This window comes from Sporomusaceae bacterium ACPt (assembly GCA_041428575.1).
Classification (GTDB): Bacteria; Bacillota; Negativicutes; order Sporomusales; family Sporomusaceae; genus Sporomusa_D; species Sporomusa_D carbonis.
In genome coordinates this window covers 2,985,514-3,007,724 of record CP155570.1, presented here as the reverse complement: position 1 = coordinate 3,007,724, position 22,211 = coordinate 2,985,514, and the positions used below count along the sequence as shown (strand labels likewise).

Annotated in this window: 23 protein-coding genes and 1 other RNA gene; 19 read left to right on the top strand and 5 right to left on the bottom strand. The window is 48.0% G+C overall.

Annotated features, from left to right (window positions below; translation table 11 throughout):
• Positions 1-6: 6 nt before the first annotated feature.
• The 13 genes from gap (at position 7) to smpB (ending at position 13,752) form a co-directional block, all read left to right on the top strand.
• Positions 7-1,014, top strand: a complete 1,008-nt coding sequence (gene gap / locus SCACP_RS15705; RefSeq protein WP_425058430.1) for a type I glyceraldehyde-3-phosphate dehydrogenase — start codon at positions 7-9, stop codon at positions 1,012-1,014.
• 77 nt (positions 1,015-1,091) lie between these two features.
• On the top strand, positions 1,092-2,279 hold the full coding sequence (locus SCACP_RS15700; protein ID WP_425058429.1) for a phosphoglycerate kinase: 1,188 nt from the start codon (positions 1,092-1,094) through the stop codon (positions 2,277-2,279).
• A 19-nt stretch (positions 2,280-2,298) separates the two neighbouring features.
• Complete coding sequence (gene tpiA, locus SCACP_RS15695; RefSeq protein WP_425058428.1) at positions 2,299-3,051, top strand: triose-phosphate isomerase; 753 nt, start codon at positions 2,299-2,301, stop codon at positions 3,049-3,051.
• A 13-nt stretch (positions 3,052-3,064) separates the two neighbouring features.
• A complete protein-coding gene (gpmI, locus tag SCACP_RS15690; RefSeq protein ID WP_425058427.1) occupies positions 3,065-4,606 on the top strand; it encodes a 2,3-bisphosphoglycerate-independent phosphoglycerate mutase in 1,542 nt (513 codons plus the stop codon).
• A 180-nt stretch (positions 4,607-4,786) separates the two neighbouring features.
• A complete protein-coding gene (eno, locus tag SCACP_RS15685) occupies positions 4,787-6,073 on the top strand; it encodes a phosphopyruvate hydratase (RefSeq protein ID WP_425058425.1) in 1,287 nt (428 codons plus the stop codon).
• Positions 6,074-6,308: 235 nt separating this feature from the next.
• A complete protein-coding gene (gene secG, locus SCACP_RS15680; RefSeq protein WP_425058423.1) occupies positions 6,309-6,539 on the top strand; it encodes a preprotein translocase subunit SecG in 231 nt (76 codons plus the stop codon).
• A gap of 83 nt (positions 6,540-6,622) precedes the next feature.
• A complete protein-coding gene (locus tag SCACP_RS15675) occupies positions 6,623-8,623 on the top strand; it encodes a sodium-translocating pyrophosphatase (protein WP_425058422.1) in 2,001 nt (666 codons plus the stop codon).
• Positions 8,624-8,844: 221 nt separating this feature from the next.
• Positions 8,845-9,255 (top strand): type VII toxin-antitoxin system MntA family adenylyltransferase antitoxin, encoded by a 411-nt coding sequence (gene mntA / locus SCACP_RS15670; protein ID WP_425058421.1) that lies wholly within the window; start codon positions 8,845-8,847, stop codon positions 9,253-9,255.
• Positions 9,245-9,652: a type VII toxin-antitoxin system HepT family RNase toxin gene (gene hepT / locus SCACP_RS15665; RefSeq protein WP_425058420.1), complete on the top strand. Its 408-nt coding sequence runs from the start codon at positions 9,245-9,247 to the stop codon at positions 9,650-9,652. The genes mntA and hepT overlap by 11 nt, the downstream gene beginning before the upstream one ends.
• Before the next feature lie 94 nt (positions 9,653-9,746).
• Complete coding sequence (locus tag SCACP_RS15660) at positions 9,747-10,478, top strand: alpha/beta hydrolase (RefSeq protein WP_425058419.1); 732 nt, start codon at positions 9,747-9,749, stop codon at positions 10,476-10,478.
• A 21-nt stretch (positions 10,479-10,499) separates the two neighbouring features.
• Positions 10,500-10,895, top strand: a complete 396-nt coding sequence (locus tag SCACP_RS15655; protein ID WP_425058418.1) for a PaaI family thioesterase — start codon at positions 10,500-10,502, stop codon at positions 10,893-10,895.
• Position 10,896: 1 nt separating this feature from the next.
• The gene (gene rnr / locus SCACP_RS15650; protein ID WP_425058417.1) at positions 10,897-13,176 is read left to right on the top strand and encodes a ribonuclease R; all 2,280 of its coding nucleotides are present in this window, start codon (positions 10,897-10,899) and stop codon (positions 13,174-13,176) included.
• Between the two features lie 105 nt (positions 13,177-13,281).
• A complete protein-coding gene (smpB, locus tag SCACP_RS15645; protein ID WP_425058416.1) occupies positions 13,282-13,752 on the top strand; it encodes an SsrA-binding protein SmpB in 471 nt (156 codons plus the stop codon).
• Between the two features lie 9 nt (positions 13,753-13,761).
• Here the strand turns inward: smpB and SCACP_RS15640 are convergent, their stop codons facing one another.
• Positions 13,762-14,661 carry a DMT family transporter gene (locus tag SCACP_RS15640; protein ID WP_425058415.1) on the bottom strand — a complete coding sequence of 300 codons (900 nt, stop codon included), beginning with the start codon at positions 14,659-14,661 and terminating at the stop codon, positions 13,762-13,764.
• 301 nt (positions 14,662-14,962) lie between these two features.
• On the opposite strand from SCACP_RS15640, the gene ssrA reads away from it, so the two are divergent.
• From ssrA to SCACP_RS15625, 3 genes are all read left to right on the top strand, one after another.
• Positions 14,963-15,308: a transfer-messenger RNA gene (gene ssrA, locus SCACP_RS15635) on the top strand.
• Between the two features lie 272 nt (positions 15,309-15,580).
• Positions 15,581-16,234 (top strand): Uma2 family endonuclease, encoded by a 654-nt coding sequence (locus SCACP_RS15630; RefSeq protein WP_425058414.1) that lies wholly within the window; start codon positions 15,581-15,583, stop codon positions 16,232-16,234.
• A gap of 1 nt (position 16,235) precedes the next feature.
• Positions 16,236-16,583, top strand: a complete 348-nt coding sequence (locus tag SCACP_RS15625) for a type II toxin-antitoxin system RelE/ParE family toxin (RefSeq protein ID WP_425058413.1) — start codon at positions 16,236-16,238, stop codon at positions 16,581-16,583.
• On the opposite strand, the gene SCACP_RS15620 is transcribed toward SCACP_RS15625, so the two are convergent.
• Positions 16,538-17,695, bottom strand: a complete 1,158-nt coding sequence (locus SCACP_RS15620) for a hybrid sensor histidine kinase/response regulator (RefSeq protein WP_425058412.1) — start codon at positions 17,693-17,695, stop codon at positions 16,538-16,540. The genes SCACP_RS15625 and SCACP_RS15620 overlap by 46 nt on opposite strands.
• Positions 17,696-18,429: 734 nt before the next feature.
• Complete coding sequence (locus SCACP_RS15615) at positions 18,430-18,990, bottom strand: site-specific integrase (RefSeq protein WP_425058411.1); 561 nt, start codon at positions 18,988-18,990, stop codon at positions 18,430-18,432.
• 222 nt (positions 18,991-19,212) lie between these two features.
• On the opposite strand from SCACP_RS15615, the gene SCACP_RS15610 reads away from it, so the two are divergent.
• Complete coding sequence (locus tag SCACP_RS15610; RefSeq protein WP_425058410.1) at positions 19,213-19,428, top strand: hypothetical protein; 216 nt, start codon at positions 19,213-19,215, stop codon at positions 19,426-19,428.
• Between the two features lie 110 nt (positions 19,429-19,538).
• Here the strand turns inward: SCACP_RS15610 and SCACP_RS15605 are convergent, their stop codons facing one another.
• Positions 19,539-20,015, bottom strand: coding sequence for a helix-turn-helix domain-containing protein (locus SCACP_RS15605; RefSeq protein WP_425058409.1), 477 nt, complete (start codon positions 20,013-20,015; stop codon positions 19,539-19,541).
• Positions 20,016-20,196: 181 nt separating this feature from the next.
• Between SCACP_RS15605 and SCACP_RS15600 the strand changes: the two genes are divergently transcribed.
• Positions 20,197-20,841 (top strand): BRO family protein, encoded by a 645-nt coding sequence (locus tag SCACP_RS15600; RefSeq protein ID WP_425058408.1) that lies wholly within the window; start codon positions 20,197-20,199, stop codon positions 20,839-20,841.
• A gap of 63 nt (positions 20,842-20,904) precedes the next feature.
• Here SCACP_RS15600 and SCACP_RS15595 read toward each other — a convergent pair whose 3' ends face one another.
• The gene (locus tag SCACP_RS15595; protein ID WP_425058407.1) at positions 20,905-21,429 is read right to left on the bottom strand and encodes a hypothetical protein; all 525 of its coding nucleotides are present in this window, start codon (positions 21,427-21,429) and stop codon (positions 20,905-20,907) included.
• Positions 21,430-21,473: 44 nt separating this feature from the next.
• Here SCACP_RS15595 and SCACP_RS15590 point away from each other — a divergent pair, with 44 nt between their 5' ends.
• A complete protein-coding gene (locus tag SCACP_RS15590) occupies positions 21,474-22,208 on the top strand; it encodes a BRO-N domain-containing protein (RefSeq protein WP_425058406.1) in 735 nt (244 codons plus the stop codon).
• Positions 22,209-22,211: the final 3 nt, after the last annotated feature.

Sequence of the window (22,211 nt, the reverse complement as noted above, 5' to 3'; positions counted from 1 at the left end):
TTGATCATGACTATTAAAGTGGGTATTAACGGTTTTGGACGTATCGGCCGGAATGTTTTCCGGGCAGCAATGAACAATCCGCAGTTTGAAATCGTTGCTGTAAACGACCTGACTGACGCTAAAACTCTAGCTCATCTTTTGAAATATGACTCTGTCCACGGCACCATGAATGCTGAGGTCAAAGCCGTTGACGGCGGCATCGAAGTTAACGGCAAAACCGTTAAAGTCCTTGCGGAGAAAGATCCGGCCAGCCTGCCCTGGAAGGATATGGGGGTTGATATTGTTGTTGAGTCAACCGGCCGGTTTACTGAAAAAGACAAAGCTATGGCCCATATTAAAGCCGGCGCCAAAAAAGTAATTATTTCCGCTCCGGCCAAAAATGAAGACATCACCATTGTTATGGGCGTAAACCAGGATAAATACGATCCGGCCAGCCATCACGTAATTTCCAACGCTTCCTGCACCACCAACTGCCTGGCGCCGTTCGCCAAAGTGCTGCATGAAAAGTTCGGCATCAAGTCCGGGTTAATGACTACCGTTCATGCTTATACCAACGACCAAAACATTCTTGACCTGCCGCACAAAGACCTGCGCCGCGCCCGCGCCGCCGCCATGTCCATTATCCCGACGACAACCGGCGCCGCCAAAGCTGTTGCCCTGGTACTGCCTGAACTCAAAGGCAAACTGAATGGCTTTGCCCTGCGCGTGCCTACACCTAATGTATCCATTACTGACCTGGTAGCTCAACTGGAAAAACCCGCCACCGTTGACGCGGTCAACGCCGCCCTGAAAGAAGCCGCTCAAGGTGAACTCAAAGGTATTATGGCCTTCTCCGAAGAACAGCTTGTTTCCAAAGACTATAACGGCAATGCTCATTCTTCCATCGTTGACGCTCCTTCAACCATGATGGTAGGCGACAACCTGGTCAAAGTTGTCGCCTGGTATGACAATGAATGGGGTTACTCCAACCGTGTTGTCGATCTCATCGGCTACATCATCGGCAAAGGACTGTAATACCGGCCATGAAGCAATCTCAGACCCGGGTTTGAGATTGCTTCATCTCTGAATATTGTTTGCTGGAGGAATTGTGCGTGAATAAAAAAAGCTTAAATGACGTCTGGGTATCTGGCAAAAAAGTGCTGGTGCGGGTTGACTACAACGTGCCCATGGATAAACAAGGCAAAATTACTGATGACACCCGTATCCGCGCCACTATTCCCACACTGGAATTTTTGCTGGCGAAAAACGCCGCGATAATTTTGGCCAGCCATTTGGGCCGTCCCAAAGGTAAGGTAGCGCCCGAGTTTTCCCTCAGGCCTGTTGCCCAAAAGTTGTCTCAATTGCTGTATGGCCGGGAAATACTGTTTGCCCCTGACTGTGTTGGCCCGGAAGCTGAAAAAATGGCGGCTGAACTTAAGCCCGGCCAGATTCTCATGCTGGAAAATTTGCGGTTTCATGCCGAAGAAGAAAAGAACGACCCGGAATTTGCCAAACAACTTGCCGGTCTGGCCGAACTCTTAGTCAATGATGCTTTTGGCGTATCCCACCGTGCCCATGCTTCAGTGCATGGCATTACCCGATATATTCCGGCCGTATCCGGTTTCCTCATGGACCGGGAACTTTTGTTCTTAGGTCAGGCCGTTACCGCCCCATCCCGTCCGTTTGTTGCCATTATCGGCGGCGCTAAAGTTTCGGACAAAATCGGGGTCATTGAAAACCTGCTTAGCAAAGTTGACACCCTGATTATCGGCGGCGGCATGGCTAACACCTTCCTGGCCGCTCAGGGCTATCAAACCGGTAAGTCGCTGGTTGAGGGGGATAAGGTGGACTTGGCCAAAGAACTGATGGCAACAGCCAAAACTAAAGGCGTCAACCTGCTGCTGCCTGAAGATGTTGTTGTAGCCGATAAATTTGCCGCTGACGCTGACCGGAAAACGGTGGCAGTTGATCAAATCCCGGCCGAATGGATGGCGCTGGATATCGGTCCGGCTACCGCCGATAAATTCGCTCAGGCCTTGAAGGGGGCTAAAACAGTGGTATGGAACGGGCCTATGGGTGTGTTCGAGTTTGACGCGTTTGCCGTAGGCACTGAAGCCGTGGCTAAGGCGGTAGCGGCATCTGGCGCCAAAAGCATTGTCGGTGGCGGTGATTCGGTGGCGGCGCTTGAAAAACTCAACCTTGCCGCGAAAATTACGCATATTTCCACCGGCGGCGGCGCGTCGCTGGAGTTTTTAGAAGGCAAAGAACTGCCCGGCATTGCCGCACTGGCCGATAAGTAATTTTTAAGGAGTGGAGAACATGCGCAAGCCTATTATTGCCGGCAACTGGAAAATGCATAAAACAGCCGGGGAAGGCGTCAAACTTGTTGAGGAGTTAAAAGCTCTGACAAGTGATGTTCAGGACGCAGAAATTGTTGTATGTCCGCCGTTTACGGCTTTAGCCGCCGTAGCCGGCGCCGTAGCCGGAACCAATATCGGTCTGGGTGCGCAAAATATGCATTGGGAGGATAAAGGCGCCTTTACTGGGGAAATTGCTCCCGGCATGCTTAAGGATATTGGCTGCACTCATGTTATTATCGGTCATTCCGAGCGCCGCCGGTATTTTGCTGAAACTGACCAAACCGTAAATAATAAAGTAAAAGCCGCGTTGAAGGCCGGTCTTGTACCTATTGTCTGCGTAGGCGAAACGCTGGCTGAGCGCGAAGCCAATGACACGGAACAGGTGGTCGGCGTACAAGTCAAAGGCGGCCTTGACGGCCTTACCGCCGGACAAGTTGCCGGCTTGGTGATTGCCTATGAGCCTGTTTGGGCGATTGGCACCGGCCGCACGGCTTCGGCTGATGACGCCAATGCCGTGTGCGCCTTTATCCGCCGTACGGTTGCCGGCATGTTCGGCCAGGCCGGCGCTGACAGTGTGCGTATCCAGTACGGCGGCAGCGTCAAGCCCGACAATATTGGCGAACTTATGGCCAAACCCGATATTGACGGGGCGCTGGTCGGCGGTGCAAGTCTGGAAGCGGCGACATTTAGCAAACTAGTTAAGTTTAAGTAAGGGAGAAAGTACTGTGTCTAAACTCTCAACTCCAATTGCACTCCTTATCCTTGATGGCTGGGGTATTGGCCGCGACGATGACGAGTTTAACGCTATCGTTAAAGCCGGTACCCCGCATATGAAGCTGTTGACAGAGCTGTATCCCGCAACGGCTTTGACCTGCTCAGGCGAAGCTGTCGGCTTGCCGGAAGGACAGATGGGCAACTCTGAAGTAGGCCACCTTAATATTGGCTCAGGCCGTATCATTTATCAGGAACTTACCCGCATCAGTAAAGCAATACGAGATGGCGGCTTCTATACTAATCCGGTACTTAGCCAGGTCTGCGAACAGACCAAAGCGTCAGATGGCGCGCTGCACTTGCTGGGCCTGGTGTCTGACGGCGGTGTGCACAGCCATTTGACCCATGTCTATGCTTTGCTGGAACTGGCAAAACGGCATGGTTTAGACAAGGTATATGTTCATGCCTTTTTGGACGGGCGGGATGTGCCGCCTTCCAGCGCCATCGAATATATCACAGCGCTGGAGAATGAAATGGCCAAAATTGGTGTCGGCAAGATTGCCACTGTTTCCGGGCGGTATTATGCCATGGACCGCGACAAACGCTGGGAGCGTACCGAGAAGGCCTATGCCGCGCTTGTGTACCGCCAGGGTGTTGACGCCGACAACGCTGTCACGGCAGTGGAAGCCGCCTATAAGGATGGCAAGACTGATGAATTTGTTCTGCCGACGGTGATCAGGAGTTGCGGTGACTGCGGCATCAAAGCCAATGACGGTGTTGTGTTTTTCAATTTCCGGCCTGACCGGGCCCGCCAGCTGACCCGGGCGCTCACCGATGCCGGGTTTGATGGGTTTGAGCGGCAACATGGCTTTTTCCCGCTGCACTTTGCCAGCATGACTCAATATGACGAAAGCTTTGACGTGCCGGTAGCGTTTCCGCCAACCCGCCCGACAAATACATTAGGGGAAGTTTTCAGCCAGGCCGGCCTTACTCAGCTCAGAATCGCCGAAACTGAGAAGTATGCTCATGTTACATACTTTTTTAACGGCGGTGAAGAACAGCCTTTCCCGGGGGAAGACCGGCTGCTCATTCCGTCGCCTAAAGTGGCTACCTATGATCTTAAGCCGGAAATGAGCGCCCTGGAAGTCACTGATCATGTGATTAACGCGATCAAAGCCGGCAAATATGACTTGATCATCCTCAACTTCGCCAACGGTGACATGGTCGGACATACCGGAATTATGGATGCTGCCGTTAATGCCGTAACAACTGTTGACACCTGTATCGGCCGTATTGTTGACGCTATGCGCGACCAGGGCGGCATTACTTTGATAACGGCCGACCATGGCAATGCCGAGGTTATGCGTAACCCTGACACCGGCGAGCCGTTTACCGCCCATACTACCAATCAAGTGCCGTTTATCATGGTGTCTGAAGCGCATCGCCACAGCAAACTCCGTCAGGGTATTTTGGCTGACATTGCTCCTACCGTTTTGGACTTGGCCGGCATTGCTCAGCCTGCCGAAATGACCGGAAAAAGCCTGCTTGTGAGATAGTTAGTCTAAAAAGCGCTTCGCTATGCTCACAATGACGAAGTGACGGCAGCATCAAGCGTATCTTGTCCCTGGTCATTGCGAGCGTAACGCAGCGGAGCGTGGCAATCTCAACCCCGGATAAAAGACTTATACCGGGTATGCACAAGTGAATAAATGAATCAGATACTAGGAGGAACTACAATGTCTACAATTATAGTTGATATTCTAGCCAGAGAGATTTTGGATTCCCGCGGCAACCCTACTGTAGAGATTGATGTATTATTAGAAGACGGCACCATGGGCCGGGCTGCCGTGCCTTCAGGTGCGTCCACCGGCGCTTATGAGGCTGTTGAACTTCGCGACGGGGACAAGAGCCGCTACCTTGGCAAGGGTGTGCTGAAAGCCGTAGAAAATGTCAACGAAATTATTGCCCCGGAAATTGTCGGTATGGACGCTCTTGACCAAATCGGCATTGATAAGACCATGATTGAGCTTGACGGCACCCCTAACAAAGCCAAGTTAGGCGCTAACGCCATTTTAGGCGTATCCATGGCTGTCGCCAAAGCTGCCGCTGCGGCCTCAGGTCTGACACTGTACCAGTATTTGGGCGGCGTAAACGCCAAAGAACTGCCAGTTCCGATGATGAACATATTAAACGGTGGCAAACACGCCGACAATAACGTCGATATTCAAGAGTTCATGATTCTGCCGGTAGGCGCCGAAAGCTTCGCCGAAGCCCTGCGTATGGGCGCTGAAATTTATCATAGCCTTAAAAAAGTGCTTGCTGGCCGCAAGCTGGCTACTGCGATCGGGGACGAAGGCGGTTTTGCTCCCAATCTGGCGTCCAATGAAGAGGCGCTCAAAGTTATCATTGAAGCCATTGAAAAAGCCGGTTACAAGCCGGGCGAACAAGTCATGCTGGGCCTTGATGTTGCTTCGACTGAATTGTTTAAAGACGGAAAATACCATCTGGAAGGCGAAGGCGTTGTGAAAACTTCGGCCGAATTGGTGGAATACTATAGTCAACTTGTTGACAAATATCCGATTATTTCGATTGAAGACGGCATGGCCGAAGACGATTGGGATGGCTGGAAACTTCTGACCGAGCGCCTGGGCGGCAAAATTCAACTGGTCGGTGACGACCTGTTTGTTACCAATGTTGAACGTTTAAATCAAGGTATTGCCACCGGAACAGCTAACTCCATTCTGGTAAAAGTAAACCAAATCGGCACATTAACGGAAACTTTTGACACCATCGAAATGGCTAAACGCGCCGGTTATACCTGCATCATCTCCCATCGTTCCGGTGAGACCGAGGATGCCACGATTGCCGATATTGCTGTGGCCGTTAACGCCGGTCAAATCAAAACCGGCGCCCCGGCCCGCACTGACCGTGTGGCCAAGTATAACCAACTGCTCCGGATTGAAGAACAATTGGGCGACCTGGCTCAATACCGCGGACGCAAAGTATTCTATAACTTAAGGTAGTTTGCGCCGGAAGGAGGTGAACTGGATGGCGAAAGATTATCTTTTAAAATAAATGTTTTTAGCAGCCGGTCGTCCGGCTGTTTAATTTTTTACAAATTGGGAAAAATATGTATTGAGATAGTAAAAAAGTTGGCTAAAGAATTGTCAGTCTCATGTAAGTGTGTTAGAATATTGTCATGCCTTGGCAACACAGTTGCGGCAAGGGATAACGGTATCTCGCGGGGAGGTTGGGAAAGTGACAACAGGGCTGATGGTGTTGGATGGAGTGCTCGCAGTTGCCCTAATTGTAGTCGTAGTACTGCAGTCAGGCAAGAGCGCCGGTTTGTCAGGTTCTATTGCTGGTGGCGCCGAAGCTATATTCGGAGGCAAACGCAAGGGGATTGATGAATTTTTGGCAAAAGCAACAATTTTTATTGCTGCGGTGTTTGGACTGGTTACCATGTCTTTAGTCAAATTGATGCAGTAGGGTGGTTAACCTCAATGGCTGGGTGTTTTCCGGCATATTGGGGTATTTTTAAGGTTTCCAAGCTCAAAGGAGGAAAGTGAATCATGGATTTATTGTACATTGCGCCGTTGGCAGGTCTGCTGGCGCTGGCATTTGCTGCTTATCTAATGTCCAGCGTTTTAAGCGAAAGCCCCGGCAACCAAAAAATGCAGGAGATTTCCCAGGCAATTTTCGAAGGTGCTATGGCCTTCCTCAATCGCCAGTACAAAACTCTTATTCCGTTTACGGTAGTTATCTTTCTTATTTTGTTCTATGTTGATGGTTATAAACTGGCTGTATCCTTCCTGGTTGGCGCTATTTGCTCGGCTATTGCCGGTTATGCGGGCATGACATCAACGACCAAATCAAACGCCCGTACTACTGAAGCCGCCCGTCACAGCCTGAACAAAGCCTTGAATGTGTCTTTCCGCGCCGGCGCGGTAATGGGTATGTCGGTGGCCGGCCTTGGTCTGCTGGGTGTTTCCGGGTTATACATAATCTTTAGAGACCCGGTTGTTATTAACAGCTTTGCTTTTGGTGCCAGCGCCATTGCCTTCTTTGCCCGTGTTGGCGGCGGTATTTATACCAAAGCGGCTGACGTTGGTGCTGACTTGGTAGGTAAAGTAGAAGCAGGCATTCCTGAAGATGATCCCCGCAACCCGGCAGTTATTGCTGACAATGTCGGCGACAACGTCGGCGACACCGCCGGTATGGGTGCCGACCTGTTCGAATCCTATGCTGCTACCACCATTGCTGCTATGCTTATCGGCAATACTCTTTATGGCATTAATGGCGTTCTGTTCCCGCTGTTAATCGGCGCTGCCGGTATTGTTGCCGCCATCTTAAGCACTTTCCTGGTACGTACCTCGGAAGATGGTGATCCGCAAGCTGCTTTAAACCGCGGCATTTGGGGCACCAATATTCTGGTTGCTGTTGCCTCCTATGGTTTAGGCACAATGATTTTCGGTGACAAAGGTTTCGGCATTACTGTTGCCATTGTGTGCGGTCTGGCTGTTAACGTGCTGGTTGGCGCCATTACCGAGTACTATACTTCCAATAATAAAGCTCCTACCCAGCATATTGCCGACGCTTCGCAAACCGGCCCGGCCACCAACGTTATTGCCGGCGTGGCCAACGGTCTGAGAAGTACCGCTATCCCTATGGTTGTGTTCGCTATTGCCATCTGGATTTCGTTTAATCAAGCCGGTATTTACGGTATCGCTATGGCCGCCATGGGCATGCTGTGCACCGCCGGTATGGTCGTAGCTGTTGACTCCTTCGGTCCGGTTGCCGATAACGCCGGTGGTATTGCCGAAATGGCTGAACTAGGTCCGGAAATTCGTAAAACCACCGACAAACTGGACTCTGTCGGTAACACTACCGCCGCTATTGCCAAAGGCTTTGCCATTGGTTCAGCTGCCCTTACCGCCCTGGCCTTGTTTACCGCTTTTGGTGAAGAAATTGCCAAGAACCCCAAACTGTCCGGGCTGCTGGTTAACGGCCATCTGGTTGTCAACCTGACCGAACCGGGTGTAATTATCGGTATCTTCCTTGGTGCTACCCTGCCCTTCCTGGTTTGCGCGTTCACCATGGAAGCCGTAGGTAAAGCCGCGTTTGAAATGATCGGCGAAGTCCGCCGTCAGTTCCGCGAAATTCCCGGCATTATGGAAGGCACCGGACGTCCTGACTATGCCAGCTGCGTAGACATCAGTACTAAGGCTGCCATCCGCGAAATGATGCTGCCCGGTTTGTTTGCCGTAGGCACTCCGATTATTGTTGGTTTTGTCCTTGGCGCCAAAGCTCTGGCCGGTTTCCTGGCCGGCGCTACCGCAGCCGGTGTACTCTTGGCGCTGTTTATGTCTAACGCCGGCGGTTCTTGGGACAACGCCAAGAAGTATATTGAAACCGGAAAATATGGCGGTAAGGGCACTCCGACCCATGCTGCCGCCGTTATCGGCGACACTGTCGGTGACCCGTTCAAAGATACTTCAGGTCCGGCCATGAACCCACTGATTAAAGTAGCCGGAACCATCTCGCTTATCATTGCCCCGCTTCTCTTCTTCTAAAAACGAAATGCTTAAGAGACCGTCTAAAGCACGTTGCTTTCAGACGGTCTCTTTCTGTGCCCAGCATGGGCGCTGTCGTGTCGCGGGCGCATCGCGGGGACGGTTCTCGCGACCCACGCCGAAGGCGTTGTGTCAGAAGAACCATCCCCGCGACAGGTTTGTTCTTGGTGGCAGATAATGGTATAATAGTATTTAGTATTTACATTTTTGAGGTGGCAGCCATGTCGCTACATGAAGCAACACTACATACAATTATTGAGATACTAAAAAATAGGGCCAACCCGTTTGTGGTATATCTTTTCGGATCGTGCGCTCAAGGCGCATGCCGGGATGACAGTGATATTGACATAGGTTATCTAAGTGATCTCAGACTTGATGCTTATGAAGTATTCATACTTGCTCAAGAACTTGCCGGAGTCGCCGGGAGGGAAGTAGATCTTGTCGACCTTGCCACGGCGTCAACGGTATTTAAAGCTCAGGTAGTGGGGAAGGGAAAAATTATTTATTGCACAGACAATACGCGGCGCATGTATTTTCAAATGCGAGCCTTGAAGGAATATGCGCTGCTTAATGAAGAACGGGCAGTTATTCTCAATAAAGTCAAAAAGCGGGGAAGGATCTATGGCGAGTGATATTGTAGTCAATAAAGTCCAGATAATTGAAAGATGTTTACGAAGGATTTATGAAGAATATGCCGGAAAGCCTGAACACCTTGCTAATTTTACTAAGCAGGACTCAATAATTCTCAATATCCAGCGAGCTTGTGAGGCGGCTATTGACCTTGCGATGCATACAGTTTCTGAAAAGAGTCTGGGTATTCCTCAGAACAGCCGGGACGCCTTTGACTTATTGCAAGAAGGCGGTATTATACCTAGTAATCTTGCCGGACGGCTTAAAGCTATGGTAGGGTTTCGTAATATAGCTGTGCATGACTATAGGGCAATCAATATAGAAATAGTGCGGCAGATAATTGAAAAGCATCTGGCCGATTTGCAGGAATTTGCCTGTGTTATGTTAAGAAAGGATTAATAGGTATTACCGTGTTTGCTTTATCGGGCATTTTTAAATTTTAGCAGCAGGTGATATAATATAATTATAGATTCTCTAATGGGGAGGAGTTTGCTTGGCCATAATGCCGGGAGCCGAGCCTTTTTTTCTGCCAGGTGGTGAAAAGGGAGTATTGCTGGTACATGGTTTTACCGGTTCACCGTCTGAGATGCGCCTGCTGGGAGAGTACCTGAATAACCTGGGCTATACCGTGTTAGCGCCACGCCTGCCCGGACATGGCATTACACCGGAAGAAATGGCCAAGACAGTATGGCCGCACTGGTATGGCAGCGTCGAAGACGGCTACCATTTCCTGACAGGAGTATGCAGTAATATTGCGGCAGTCGGTTTGTCTATGGGAGGGCTGCTGACACTTAAGCTTGGCAGTGAGTATCCGCTGAGTAAGCTGGCCGTACTTAGCACCCCGATATATATTGCGAATAAGCGTCTTAAACTGTTGCCGGTTTACCGTATGTTCACCAACTATGTTTCCAAACAAAGGCGCCGGTTGCCGGAAACCGGCCAGTTATACTCTGTAAGTTATGATGTCACTCCGCTCAACAGTTTGGCCAGCCTGCTTGAATTAATAAAACATGTTGATAAACTTTTGCCGGCAATAACCATACCGGCGCTGGTAATTCAATCCAAAAAAGAGCATACTGTCAAACCCGAGAGTGCCCAGTATATTTATGATAAATTGGGCAGCCAAGAGAAGCAGCTTGTCTGGCTTAACAAGTCAGGCCATATTATTACACTTGATATGGAACGTGATTATGTATTTCAGGAGATTAGCCGGTTTTTAACTTAATCAAAATAATGAGGTGCATGTATGGACGAAAATAACCAATGGTGCTTTGCCTGCGGCCCGCGTAATCCTATCGGGCTTAAACTTAACTTTCGCGAAGAAAATGATACATATCTGACAACCTTTACCCCCGGTCCCGAGCATCAGGGATATGACGGTATTGTTCACGGCGGGCTGGTAAGCACATTACTTGACGAAATAATGGCTCGCTACCTTTATGCTAAAGGGCTTAATGCCGTTACCGCCAAACTTGAAGTGCGGTTCCGCCATCCCACTCCCATCGGCCGGGAACTTACTGTCAGCAGCTGGATTACCGGCCGGCGGGGTAAAATGTACGAACTGGCCGGTAAAGTGACGTTGCCGGACGGTACAGTAACAGCTGAGGGGAAAGCTACAGTGGCCGTAAAAGGAGATGACTGATATGAACTTAGCTGACAAAATATTGGAGTTTATGCGGGAAGAAGCCTATAAGCCGCTTACTGCCGAGGATTTAGCCGCCGAACTGAACATCCGCGGCAAAGAACTGGCTGAATTTTGGCAGGTACTGGACAAGCTTGAGGAAAATGCGGACATCATTAAAACCCGCTTTGGTAAGTACGGAGTGCCTGACCGCATGAACCTGGTTGTCGGCAAGTTTTCAGCAACAACTAAGGGATTTGGCTTTATTCTGCCGGAGAACCCTGAAGTTGACGATGTCTTTATTCCTCCTGACGCCATGGGCGGCGCTATGCATGGTGACCGCGTGGTTGCGCGTATGCACCGGCGTCATGTTTCCGGCAAAGCTGTTGAAGGTGAGATTATCCGGGTGGTGGCCCGCGCTAACAACAAAGTGGTGGGGACTTTTGAAGCCAGCCGTAACTTTGGTTTTGTCCTGCCTGATGACCGGCGTATCGGTCGCGATATTTTTATTCCTAAAGATGAGTTTAACGGGGCCAAAACCGGCGCAAAGGTTGTTGTTGAAATCGTCGAGTGGCCGCAAAAACAAAAAAGCGCCGCCGGCCGGATTATCGAAGTGCTGGGCCAGCAGGGCGATCCAGGGATTGAAATATTATCAATTATCAAAAACTATAATCTGTCCACTGAGTTTCCGCCTGAAGTCGAACGGGCTGCCGGCCGCGTAAGTACGGTGGTCAGCGAAGAAGATTTATTAGGGCGGCGGGACTTGCGTGAGCTTAATATTGTGACTATTGACAGCGAGGACGCCAAAGACCTGGACGACGCTGTATATGTTGAGCGTCTCAAAAACGGACGTTATCTCCTTGGTGTCCATATTGCCGATGTCGGTCACTATGTGCGGGAAAACACCCCGCTTGATAATGAAGCCAGAGCTCGGGGCACTAGCGTGTATTTAGTGGACAGGGTGTTACCCATGCTGCCGCCCAGGCTGTCAAACGGTATTTGCAGCTTAAATGCGGGTGAAGACCGGTTAACCCTGTCGGTCCATATGGAGATTGACGGGCGCGGCCAGGTGATCAACTATGAAATATTTCCCAGTGTTATCCGGGTTAAAACCAGGCTGTCCTATAACATCGTACGGCATATTTTAGCTGAGCATGATGAATTACTCAGGCACAAGTATGCTGACTTAGTAGGGCCGTTAGAAGATATGGAACGGCTGTGCCGTATATTACGTGAGCGTCGCCTGCGCCGGGGAGCCATTGATTTTGACTTTCCGGAACTTAAAGTAAAACTTGACGAAGAAGGCCGGCCTATTGCTATAGAAAAACGGGTCCGCAGCATTGCTGAATCAATTATCGAAGAGTTTATGCTGGTGGCCAACGAAACCGTGGCTGAGCACATGCACTGGCTGGGCGTGCCGTCAATGTTTAGGGTACATGAAGAACCTGACGAAGAGAAAATGGCCAGACTTAATGTCTTACTCAATAATTTTGGCCAGCGTTTGCCTAAAACCGAGGAAATTCAGCCTATGGCGCTGCAAAAAGTGCTGAGCAGGATTGCCGGCAGACCGGAAGAACGCATCATCAGCACAGTCATGCTGCGTTCCCTCAAACAGGCCCGGTATGATGCCGAAAACCTTGGACACTTTGGTTTGGCAGCGACATATTATACTCATTTCACCTCACCCATCCGCCGCTATCCGGATCTAATTGTTCACCGCCTTATCCGGGAGACTTTTTCCACCGGCGACATCTCAGCCAAGCGCCGCCAGAAGTTGTCGGTCATGCTGCCGGAAATTGCGCTGCATTCATCAGAACGTGAACGGGCGGCGGCCGAAGCCGAACGTGCTACTGTCGACCTGAAAAAAGTCGAATATATGGCGCAATTTGTTGGCCAGGAATTTGACGGCATCATCAGCGGGGTTACGGCTTTTGGCTTCTTTGTTGAGATCACTAACGGCGTTGAGGGTTTAGTCCATGTTTCCAGCCTTGATGACGACTATTACCAATATGTTGAGGAGCAATACGCCCTGATCGGGGAGCGAACCAGTACCATCTATCAACTGGGCAACAGCGTAAAAGTTATTGTTGCTAAAACAAACCCGGCTGAACGCACAATCGACTTTGTATTGTCGAAGTCGGCCAAAACGTTGACGCCTGTTGGCGATTCCGGAGAAAAAAAGCGTTTCAAAAACTCCGAAGGACGAAGCGCTGCTGCCACCAAATCGCAAACCGGCCGGGGAAAAGCCAAAAAGAAATCTGTCGGCCCGGAAAAACCAAAAAAGTCCAAGCCGAAAAAATAACCGGTCCATATAATATAAAGACCGGTGGCTGGTAATTGACGGATAGCGGCAGATAATATACAATAGGGTATGCATGTCAACTGGATTGTAGCGAGGTGAGAAGCGGTGAGTAAGGAATCAGGCATAAAAATAGCGGCGGAAAACCGGAAAGCCCGCCACGATTATCATATTCACGAAACATATGAGGCCGGAATAGTGCTGACCGGTACTGAGGTAAAATCGCTCCGGGCCGGCAAGGCCAACTTAAAGGACGCGTACGCCCGGATTGAAAACGCCGAAGTAATGCTGCATAATTTGCACATTAGTCCCTACGAGCAAGGCAACCGCTTTAACCATGAACCGCTCAGAACTCGTAAACTATTGCTGCACCGTTATGAAATTAATAAATTAATTGGGAAAACCAAAGAAAAGGGCTACACATTGGTGCCGATGAAACTGTATTTCACCAGAGGCAAGGTCAAGGTTGAACTGGGACTGGCCAGTGGTAAGCATACATATGATAAGCGCCAGGACATTGCTGAGCGTGATGCTAAGCGCGATATGGAACGGGCCTTGCGTGATCGCCAAAAAGGATGATTATAAATGCTAAGATTGCTCAACTGTCCGGATAATGTCTTTTTTTCCGGCCCAAAGTTGCAATATTAATACACCGCAAAGGATCAAGATGCCGCCGCCAATTTGCAGCGGCGTTATTTTTTCGCTAAGCAGCGCAACCGACAGCAGCACGGTCATAACCGGTTCCATGGTGCTGATGATTGAAGCATTGGTAGGTCCGACCCGGCTCATACCGGCAAAAAAGGTCAATATGGCAATGATGGTCGGGAAAAGCGCAATGGCGGTGATGGCCAGCCAACCCTGAGCAGGCAGATTTAAGATAAGCTCGCCGGTAACCGTGCCGGCCAGCAGGAAGACAATGGCGGCAGCAGCGCAAACATAAGTAGTGGTAACTGACGGGTTTACATTTTTCAACAGTCTGTTGCCAACAACTATGTAGACTGAGTACACTAGAGCCGCACCAATACCAAGAATAACGCCTATCATGCTGACATTGGCGAAAGATACGCCAAGAACAAGAAACAAGCCGGAGAAACAGACAGCCAGCGCCACCCCCTTTTGCCAACTCAATTGTTCATCACCGATAGCAAACGATAACGTGCTGACTAAGGCCGGATATGTATATAACAGCATGGCGGCTAGTGACGCGGGCAGGTACATAATCGATAAGGCGAAGAGCATGGACATCGAGCCGTAACCCAAAGCGCCCAATAAAATCAGCCGGAGTGCCATCTTTTTGTCAACGACCAGGGAAACACTGCGCAGTTTTAAGATGAGCGTCAGGCATATTGAGGCCATGATAAACCGCCCGGCGAGAATGGTAATAGTATTGGCGCCTGCGGCATAAGCAAATTTGATGAAAATAGCTAAAGTGGCAAAACCGGCGGCCGAAGCGGCTACCAGCAATGCTCCGGAATATTGTTCTTTCACAGGGGATCACTCCTTTACAAAAAATATATTCGTTACAGATACAACATTATCCTGTGTTTCAGAAATATATATGAAATCCAATAAAGATTTTTTCTAGGCGTGTTGTTAGTAACGCTCCACCGCTGGCGCTTGACTTACGCTTATACTAACAACACGCCTGTAAATCTTTATTGGATACTATATAAATGGTAAAACTTTTATTTGGTTGATTCATGTATTTATGATATAATAAGTAAAAACGAAGTGTGCTTTACGTTTGCAGGATTAAACAAACATACCATCCAAGGTATTTGAAAAAAACGGGGGCGTACTGGTTTCGACAGGGGTAGTTATGGTATGGGTAGCGAGCCGGGGTTCCATCAGCCCGTAATACGGTGGAATTAAAGTAAACGCAAACGAAGAATACGCTTTAGCAGCTTAATGCTAACGTCCTGCCTACGCACTCCCGCGGCCTAGGATAGGGCGTCAATTAGCGGGATACCTGAGGCTCAATTCTCGGAGAGCCGACTGGGAAACTTTATCGAGATAGCACCAACGCAGCCTGTCTGTGGGCGGCAAGGGCGCGAAGCTTAAAACACCGACTGCGCTCGGAGAAGCCTGTGCAGTAATGCCTTTGGACAGGAGTTCGATTCTCCTCGCCTCCACCAATCAAATCCGGATTTTTTTATAAAAACAGGAAGTGATTTTAAGCATAAGTTTGCCGTGATGGTAAAGTTATGCTTAATTTATTATTTTAGCATAACATAATTTATCGGGCGAAGTAAATTCTTAGAGTGGAGGGTAGCTATGCCAATACCTAAAGAACAGAGAGAGTATAACTTATGCGGATTATTTAAATTGGCCTGAGGATGAGCGGTGGGAGATTATTGATGGGATAGCGTACAATCAGGCTACACCTTCACCTGTTCATTAAAAGATAGTGGGCAATCTGTATGTCCAGTTACATAGTTTTTTTCACGGGAAACAATGCACACCTTTTATGGCTCCGTTTACTGTCAGGCTACCCCTGGAAGATGGCCAGACAGACGAGAAGAAAAATAGAAACGTAGTTGAATCTGATTTAGCCGTTGTTTGCGATAAGACTAAATTAGATAAGAACGGTTATAGTGGAGCCCCTACTTTAATCGTTGAGATCGTATCTAAGAGTTCAGCTAAGCGAGATAATCTGTTAAAGCGAAACAAGTATGAAAAAGCAGGTGTAAGCGAATATTGGATAGTCACACCTGAAACAGAATCTATCATGAGCTATGGTTTACATGAGCAAGGGAACTACGGTGAGCCGGATATGTATATATTAGGGGAAGATGAAGAAATAAAATCGAAGGTCTTTACTGATTTGGTAATCAAGCTAAAGGATATTTTTGAAGTATGGGGAGGGCCGGTCATCATTACCAATAACGGGAGAACTCAGCTTGTGATCATCAGTGAAGCCCAATTTGAAGAATATGAAAATCTAAAAGCAAGGCTTGACTTGTATGAGAAGCTGGCGGAGGCGGAAGCTGAGGCGAATGCGGGCTTTGAAGGGCATCGCTTGGCTGATGTGGCCAAAGAATTGATGGCGGATTTGGATTAATATGACGGCGGTTCCGTTTGAGATCAAAGTTTTGACTCCTGCAAGAAAAGATCTCCGTGAAATCAAACAATTTATTCCGCAGGACCGTCCGCTTACAGCCAAGCGAGTGATGGAGAAAATCCCTCAGGACATCATGACGCTGGAAACATTGCCGGAGGCTGGTTCAATGATCCATGACAAGCGTTTGCAGACGATGGGGTATCGCTATTGGTTTGTTCTTGACGGCAAATATATTGCTTTTTACGTAGTTTACCAAAGTAAACGGCTCGTACAGATACGGCGGATTTTGTCTGCGCGGCAGGATTATTTGCCCATCCTGCGAGGCAACTTACCGCAAGAATCACGTTGAATATTGCCAGTAACATTGCCAATTCCCTTTTTCGGCAAACTAAAATAGAAAGTGGCTCCTTCGTTGACCACTCCCGTGATCCACGCTTTGCCATTGTGCCTTTTTAGGATTTTTTGACTTATTGCCAGGCCTACGCCGGATCCTTCAAATTCATTATCGGAATGAAGGCGCTGAAAGACGTTGAAAAGCCGGGAAGAATAGCGCATATCAAATCCTGCGCCGTTATCTTTTACTGAAATGATATATTCGGCGCCGCTTTCTGCCGATGTGACTTCGATCATTGCCGTCTTTCGATTGCGCGTGTATTTTAACGAGTTGGAAAGGATGTTTAGAACAAGGAGTTTTATCATTACAGGGTCACCATGAATCATGGGCAGATGATGAATGGTAAATTGCACTTGTCTTAGCGGTTCCAACTTTATAAGTTCACCGTATACTTCCCGGAATAACTGCTCCAGATTGATTGATTCGATTTTCATTTCCATTTCGCTCATACGGGAAAATTCAAGCAAGTGGTCAATGATGTTTATGACTTCTTTTGATTTTTCCTGGATGTTGGCGATGAGTTCCCGGCCGTCAGAATCCAGTTTATCGGAATAGTCGGCCGCAAGATACTCGGTCAGTTTACTGATTGACAACAAAGGAGCTTTGAGATCGTGAGAAACCGAATAACAAAAACTGTCAAGCTCCCGGTTGGCTTGCAGCAACGATTCCGTCTGCTGTTTCAGTTTGATATGCGTGTGCACACGGGCCAATAGTTCCGAAATATTAAAGGGTTTGACCACGTAATCCTGAGCGCCGAGTTCAAATCCTTTCTTGATGCTGTCTTCGTCATTGCTGGAAGTTAAAAATATAATCGGTATACTATGATAATTACTATCGTTTTTTATGATTTTACAAATTTCAAAACCATCCATCTCAGGCATATATACATCCAAAAGAATCAAATCAGGCTGGCGTTGGTTCAGCAATTTTAGAGCCGTACTTCCTTTAGTGGCAATTCTGACTTTGAAATTGTTATCACGAAGCACGGATACCGCAGATTCTATATGTTCCGGTGTATCATCTACCAAAAGTATTTCCGGATGATTTGGAGACTGTATGTGTTCCAAATATAATCATCTCCATTGATCGAATATGCTACATCATAAATTGTAAAGGAGTCCTAAAACAAAAACAAGGGTGCTTAATTTTGCACAAAAACCGGATATAAGCACTTTTCTTATTCAGAATACAATTGTAAATCGTTTTGTTTTGATTTACAATAAGTAAAAAAGATGTACCAAGGCATAGGGGCCAATTTGAGCAATCAAATTGTCTCTATGCCTTCTTTGTTTATGTAGAATATCAAATATAATGCGAAATACGGGATAAGTGGGAATTAGGCGGGAAAAGTCGGTTAAGCTAGGACTTATGCGGGTTGGCGGGGCGTTGTGATGGTTGTGGATAGTTTTGATTGTCGCAAAGAAAATGCAAAAAAGAAGATGTGAAAAAACATTTTTTATAACTGTCCATTTGGAATGCACAGCGTTATAACGCGGCGTTAGGTCTAGTAACGGTACAACAGCATAGTGTTAGAATGTAGAATTTTCAAGCGTTAGAGGGTTTGAGACTTTCTGACGTTTTTTTATTTTAACCGGTTTTAACCGGTGAGGTGCGAGAAAAATTAACTACTTTCTCTTGTTAGGTTCGGAAGTCGGAGTTCGGAAGTTCGGAAGTTCGGAAGTTTTGCAGAAAGTCTTGATTTATCTATATTTTCGGGCGGTTTGCACTTAAATTTCTAAAAAAATATAGTTATCCACAAATATGAATAAATATACAAAAATATAATGTTTTATGCAGTTTTTTAAAGGTTTAGGTTGATATAAACGGCGTCGAGTTCGTCCTTTGTTATGCCGATATAGGCTAGCGTGATGCCTGGTGACGAGTGGTTGAGAAGTTTTTGAATACGGGTAATGTCCACGCCTTGCTTGAAGGCCCAGTATCCAAAGGTTTTTCGCAGGGTATGCGTGCCGATCCGGCCGGGGATGCCGACGGCGGCGGCCGCTTCGGAGAGGATACGCCACGCCTGGCGCCGGTCAAGCGGGCCAGCGCTTTTTCGTGAGGGAAAGAGCCAATGGTCCGGCTGCTTGGCAGAGATATACTCTTCTAATGCTTTGCGGGCGGGGGGAGCGATGGGGAATTCTTTTGTCTTGCCAGTTTTTTGTTCTTTTAATTCGAGACGGTCTTTAACTTTACCTTTTTGATCGAAAATATCGGTAATTTGTAGTTGTAATAGGTCGGAAATGCGCAGGCCGCTGTTGATACCGAGAGTAAATAGCACATAATCACGCAAGTTTTTTCCTTTTAGATAACGTTTCATAGCTTCAATTTTGCATCGGTCGCGGATTGGTTCCACATATTCCATAATGTGATCAGCCCCTTGAATTTGTTAGACATAAAAATTAAAAAAATAATAATATGTCTTATTCAATGACAGTATAACATAATGGTAAAAAATATAAAAGCCAATAAAGCCAGAATTTATGTAGGCTCAAGGCTTTTTTGCGAATGCGACTCAATGGCATTGAGTCGCATTCGATTATACTCTCACTCATGCGGGAGAAAGTGTATTTAGGCATATGATATAATGATTGCAAGGAATGAAATTGCAAAAAAGGGGATGAGAATAATGAAAATGCATTGTATCGAAGAAGTAGATTGTTTTTTGCGTGAGTTTGCGAAGTTAAATTTGATGTTAGTAGAGGAGTGCAGTCAAGACAGCAGAAAAATAACGGCGGAGTTGTTAAGAGAATTACGGGAGAATGCTCAATTTTTGCATAGTCTTAGAATATTCAGAGGTTAACGAGTCAAATCATTTTTAATTGAAAATATATGGGTTATGGTTTATGCAGTCGGCGTGTATTTTACATGCCGACTTTTTGCATTTTGTGAGATAAACGGGGATAAAACGGATTAAGCAATGTCACTTTTGGCGGCGGCGTGTTCGTCTCCTCCTGTATTCGGCAAGGTCGACGGGGCGTTGTTGGGGTTGCTAGGCGCATAAGAATTTTGAAGAAGAGTACGGACGGTGCCGATAAGAAGAGGGCGTGCATCGGGAGGAACACTGTAAAAAAAGCTTATCCATTCCTTTAAGTCCGGGTCAGATTCCTGCTCGTTGGAGCGGTTAACACGCCCTGGGAGTTGCTGGTACTGGTGTTCACCTGGTTCCCGGCCAAGGAGCAGCCAGTCCAGTGAAACATCATAGGCAGTAGCGACATTAATTAGAAACTCAAGACTAGGCTTTGAACCGCTTTCCACATTTTTTATATATGACTGTGAGACGCCAAATTGTTCACCAAAGGCATTTTGGCTTATTTTTTTGGCTCTAGATTTTTCGCGGATTTCACGTAAACGTGACCCGACGTCGGTGTAATCTGTTTTTTCAGACATACAGCACCAACTTTCAGTATTTATTAGTATTTAAAATAAGTATTTAATGGTACTTTTTTATTGACAAAAGTACTTATAGATACTAAAATAAAAATGTAGTTAATTTTATAACTCCAAAAAGTCAGACCCGGCCCGGTGTGCGAGACCAGGGCGGGGGTGTATGAGAAAGGGGGTGAAGAACGTGGGGGAACTGGAGTTAGTCCGGTCGGCGATGTTTGGAAATGTGGCTTGTGATTTTTACCGCCAGGGCAATGATATTGCGATGACGCGGGAGCAGATCGGCAGGGCGCTGGAGTATCCGAATCCTAAACGAGCACTTAGTGATATGCATAAGAAGCATAAAGAACGTTTAGATAAATTCTCAGTGGTACGAAAAATTCGTACTACTGACGGTAAGGAATACAACACCTATTTATACAGCGCCCGGGGCATTTATGAAATATGCCGGCACTCGACGCAGCCGAAAGCGGACGCGTTTTACGACTTTGTGTATGACATCCTGGAGGGGCTGCGCACGGGGGCGATTGTGGCCGTGTCCGCTGAGGCGGGGAGTGTGCGGGAACTGCTGCAAAATGTGTATGTGCAGCTTGATTTGATTCAGGCAAAGGTGCTGGCGTTGGAGGAGGCCGCCGAGCGCAAGCCGTGGCCTAAGAAAATCAATAAGGCGGGCATGGCGGAGGTTGTGTTGAGTATGCGCCGGGAGGGGCGCAGTCTCCGGGAGATTACGCAAGCCCTGACGGCAATGGGGGTCGTGGTGAGTCTTGCGACAGTAGGCAGATACTGCCAGAAGGTGAATTTGCCGAGAATTACCCGGCCCGGTGTGTGAGACCAGGGCGGGGGCGTAGGGAAAGGGGGTGAAACAATATGCTAAGGAAGATAGAAGGTCCGCTTATTTACGGGTCAGATGAGTGGGATCGTTTGATGTGGGAAATTGCCAATGAGATGCTTGCCGAAGCAGCAGCAAAGAATCATCCCGCAATAACGGCCCAACAGAAAGGTAAACAGGCGTCTTGTCTACTAGAAAACGAAGACAAAGGGGTTCGGTTTCCGGTGAAAATGGAATGCGAATAATTGGACTTGATGCAATTGCTTTCATCTTAATGATGGTTTGCAAAGCGAAGCAGATCCGCTCGACTAAAAAGTAATGAACAATAAGAGATGAAGAGGTGACAATAGGGATGGTTTTTTCTATGGAGGTCTTTAAGACCAAGCTTTGCAGCAGCTTGTCTACTTTAGGCAAGTATCGGACACGTTCTTCATCAAGGCGGTTTGGGTCAATGGGTTCGATGAAAGAAAGAATTTTTTTGGCCCGGACAGCCGGTAATGTTTGTTTCAAAAAAATAGATAAGCGATCTGATAGGTCATCCATATCAATTCCATAGTAGGTTTTGCCGTTTTCGACATGTGTTTCCATGGAATCATTCCTTTCGTAATGAGTTAGAAAGGGGGTGAAATAGTATGCAGGCATTGGAAAAGGTGTTTGAATACCAGGGGCAGCCGGTGCGGACGATAATGAAGGACGGAGCGGTTTGGTTCATCGCCAAGGATGTTTGCGAGTGCTTGGAAATTGAGAATGCACGTGATGCAATTCAGCGGCTTGATGAGGATGAGGTAGATTCAACCGACATCATCGATTCACTAGGCCGTAAACAGACTGCCAACATCGTCAATGAGCCAGGCTTGTACAACCTTGTACTGGGCAGCCGCAAACCGGAAGCCAAGCAGTTTAAACGCTGGGTAACGCATGATGTGCTGCCAGCCATTCGGCAGACGGGCGTGTATGCGGCGCCGGGTACGGATGTGGGAGCTTTAGTGGCCGGCCAGCAGAAGTTAATGGAGATGCAGCAGGAGACTTTGAAAATTTTGGCGGCGCTGACGGCCAGGGTGGAAACGCTGGAGCGGAATGCGGGCTCAGAGGAAGACATGCATGTAATGAAAGAAATTGGGCGCGAAGGCCGCCGTAAGATTTTCAAAGTAGAGAAACTTGGACTGCGACATATAGTAGACGAACTTTTACGTAATAGTATGCCTTATGAGGACGTCGCAGCGGCAGTCAGGGAACAAACCGGTAAAAGTATTACCAAGTCTTCGATTGCCCGGTATTGGAAGGAGCGCAAGCCGGAGCTGGAGCGCATGGAGGTGCAGATGCCGTCCGGGGTTAAACTGATTGAGGAAAAACGCTTTATTTCTTAGTCG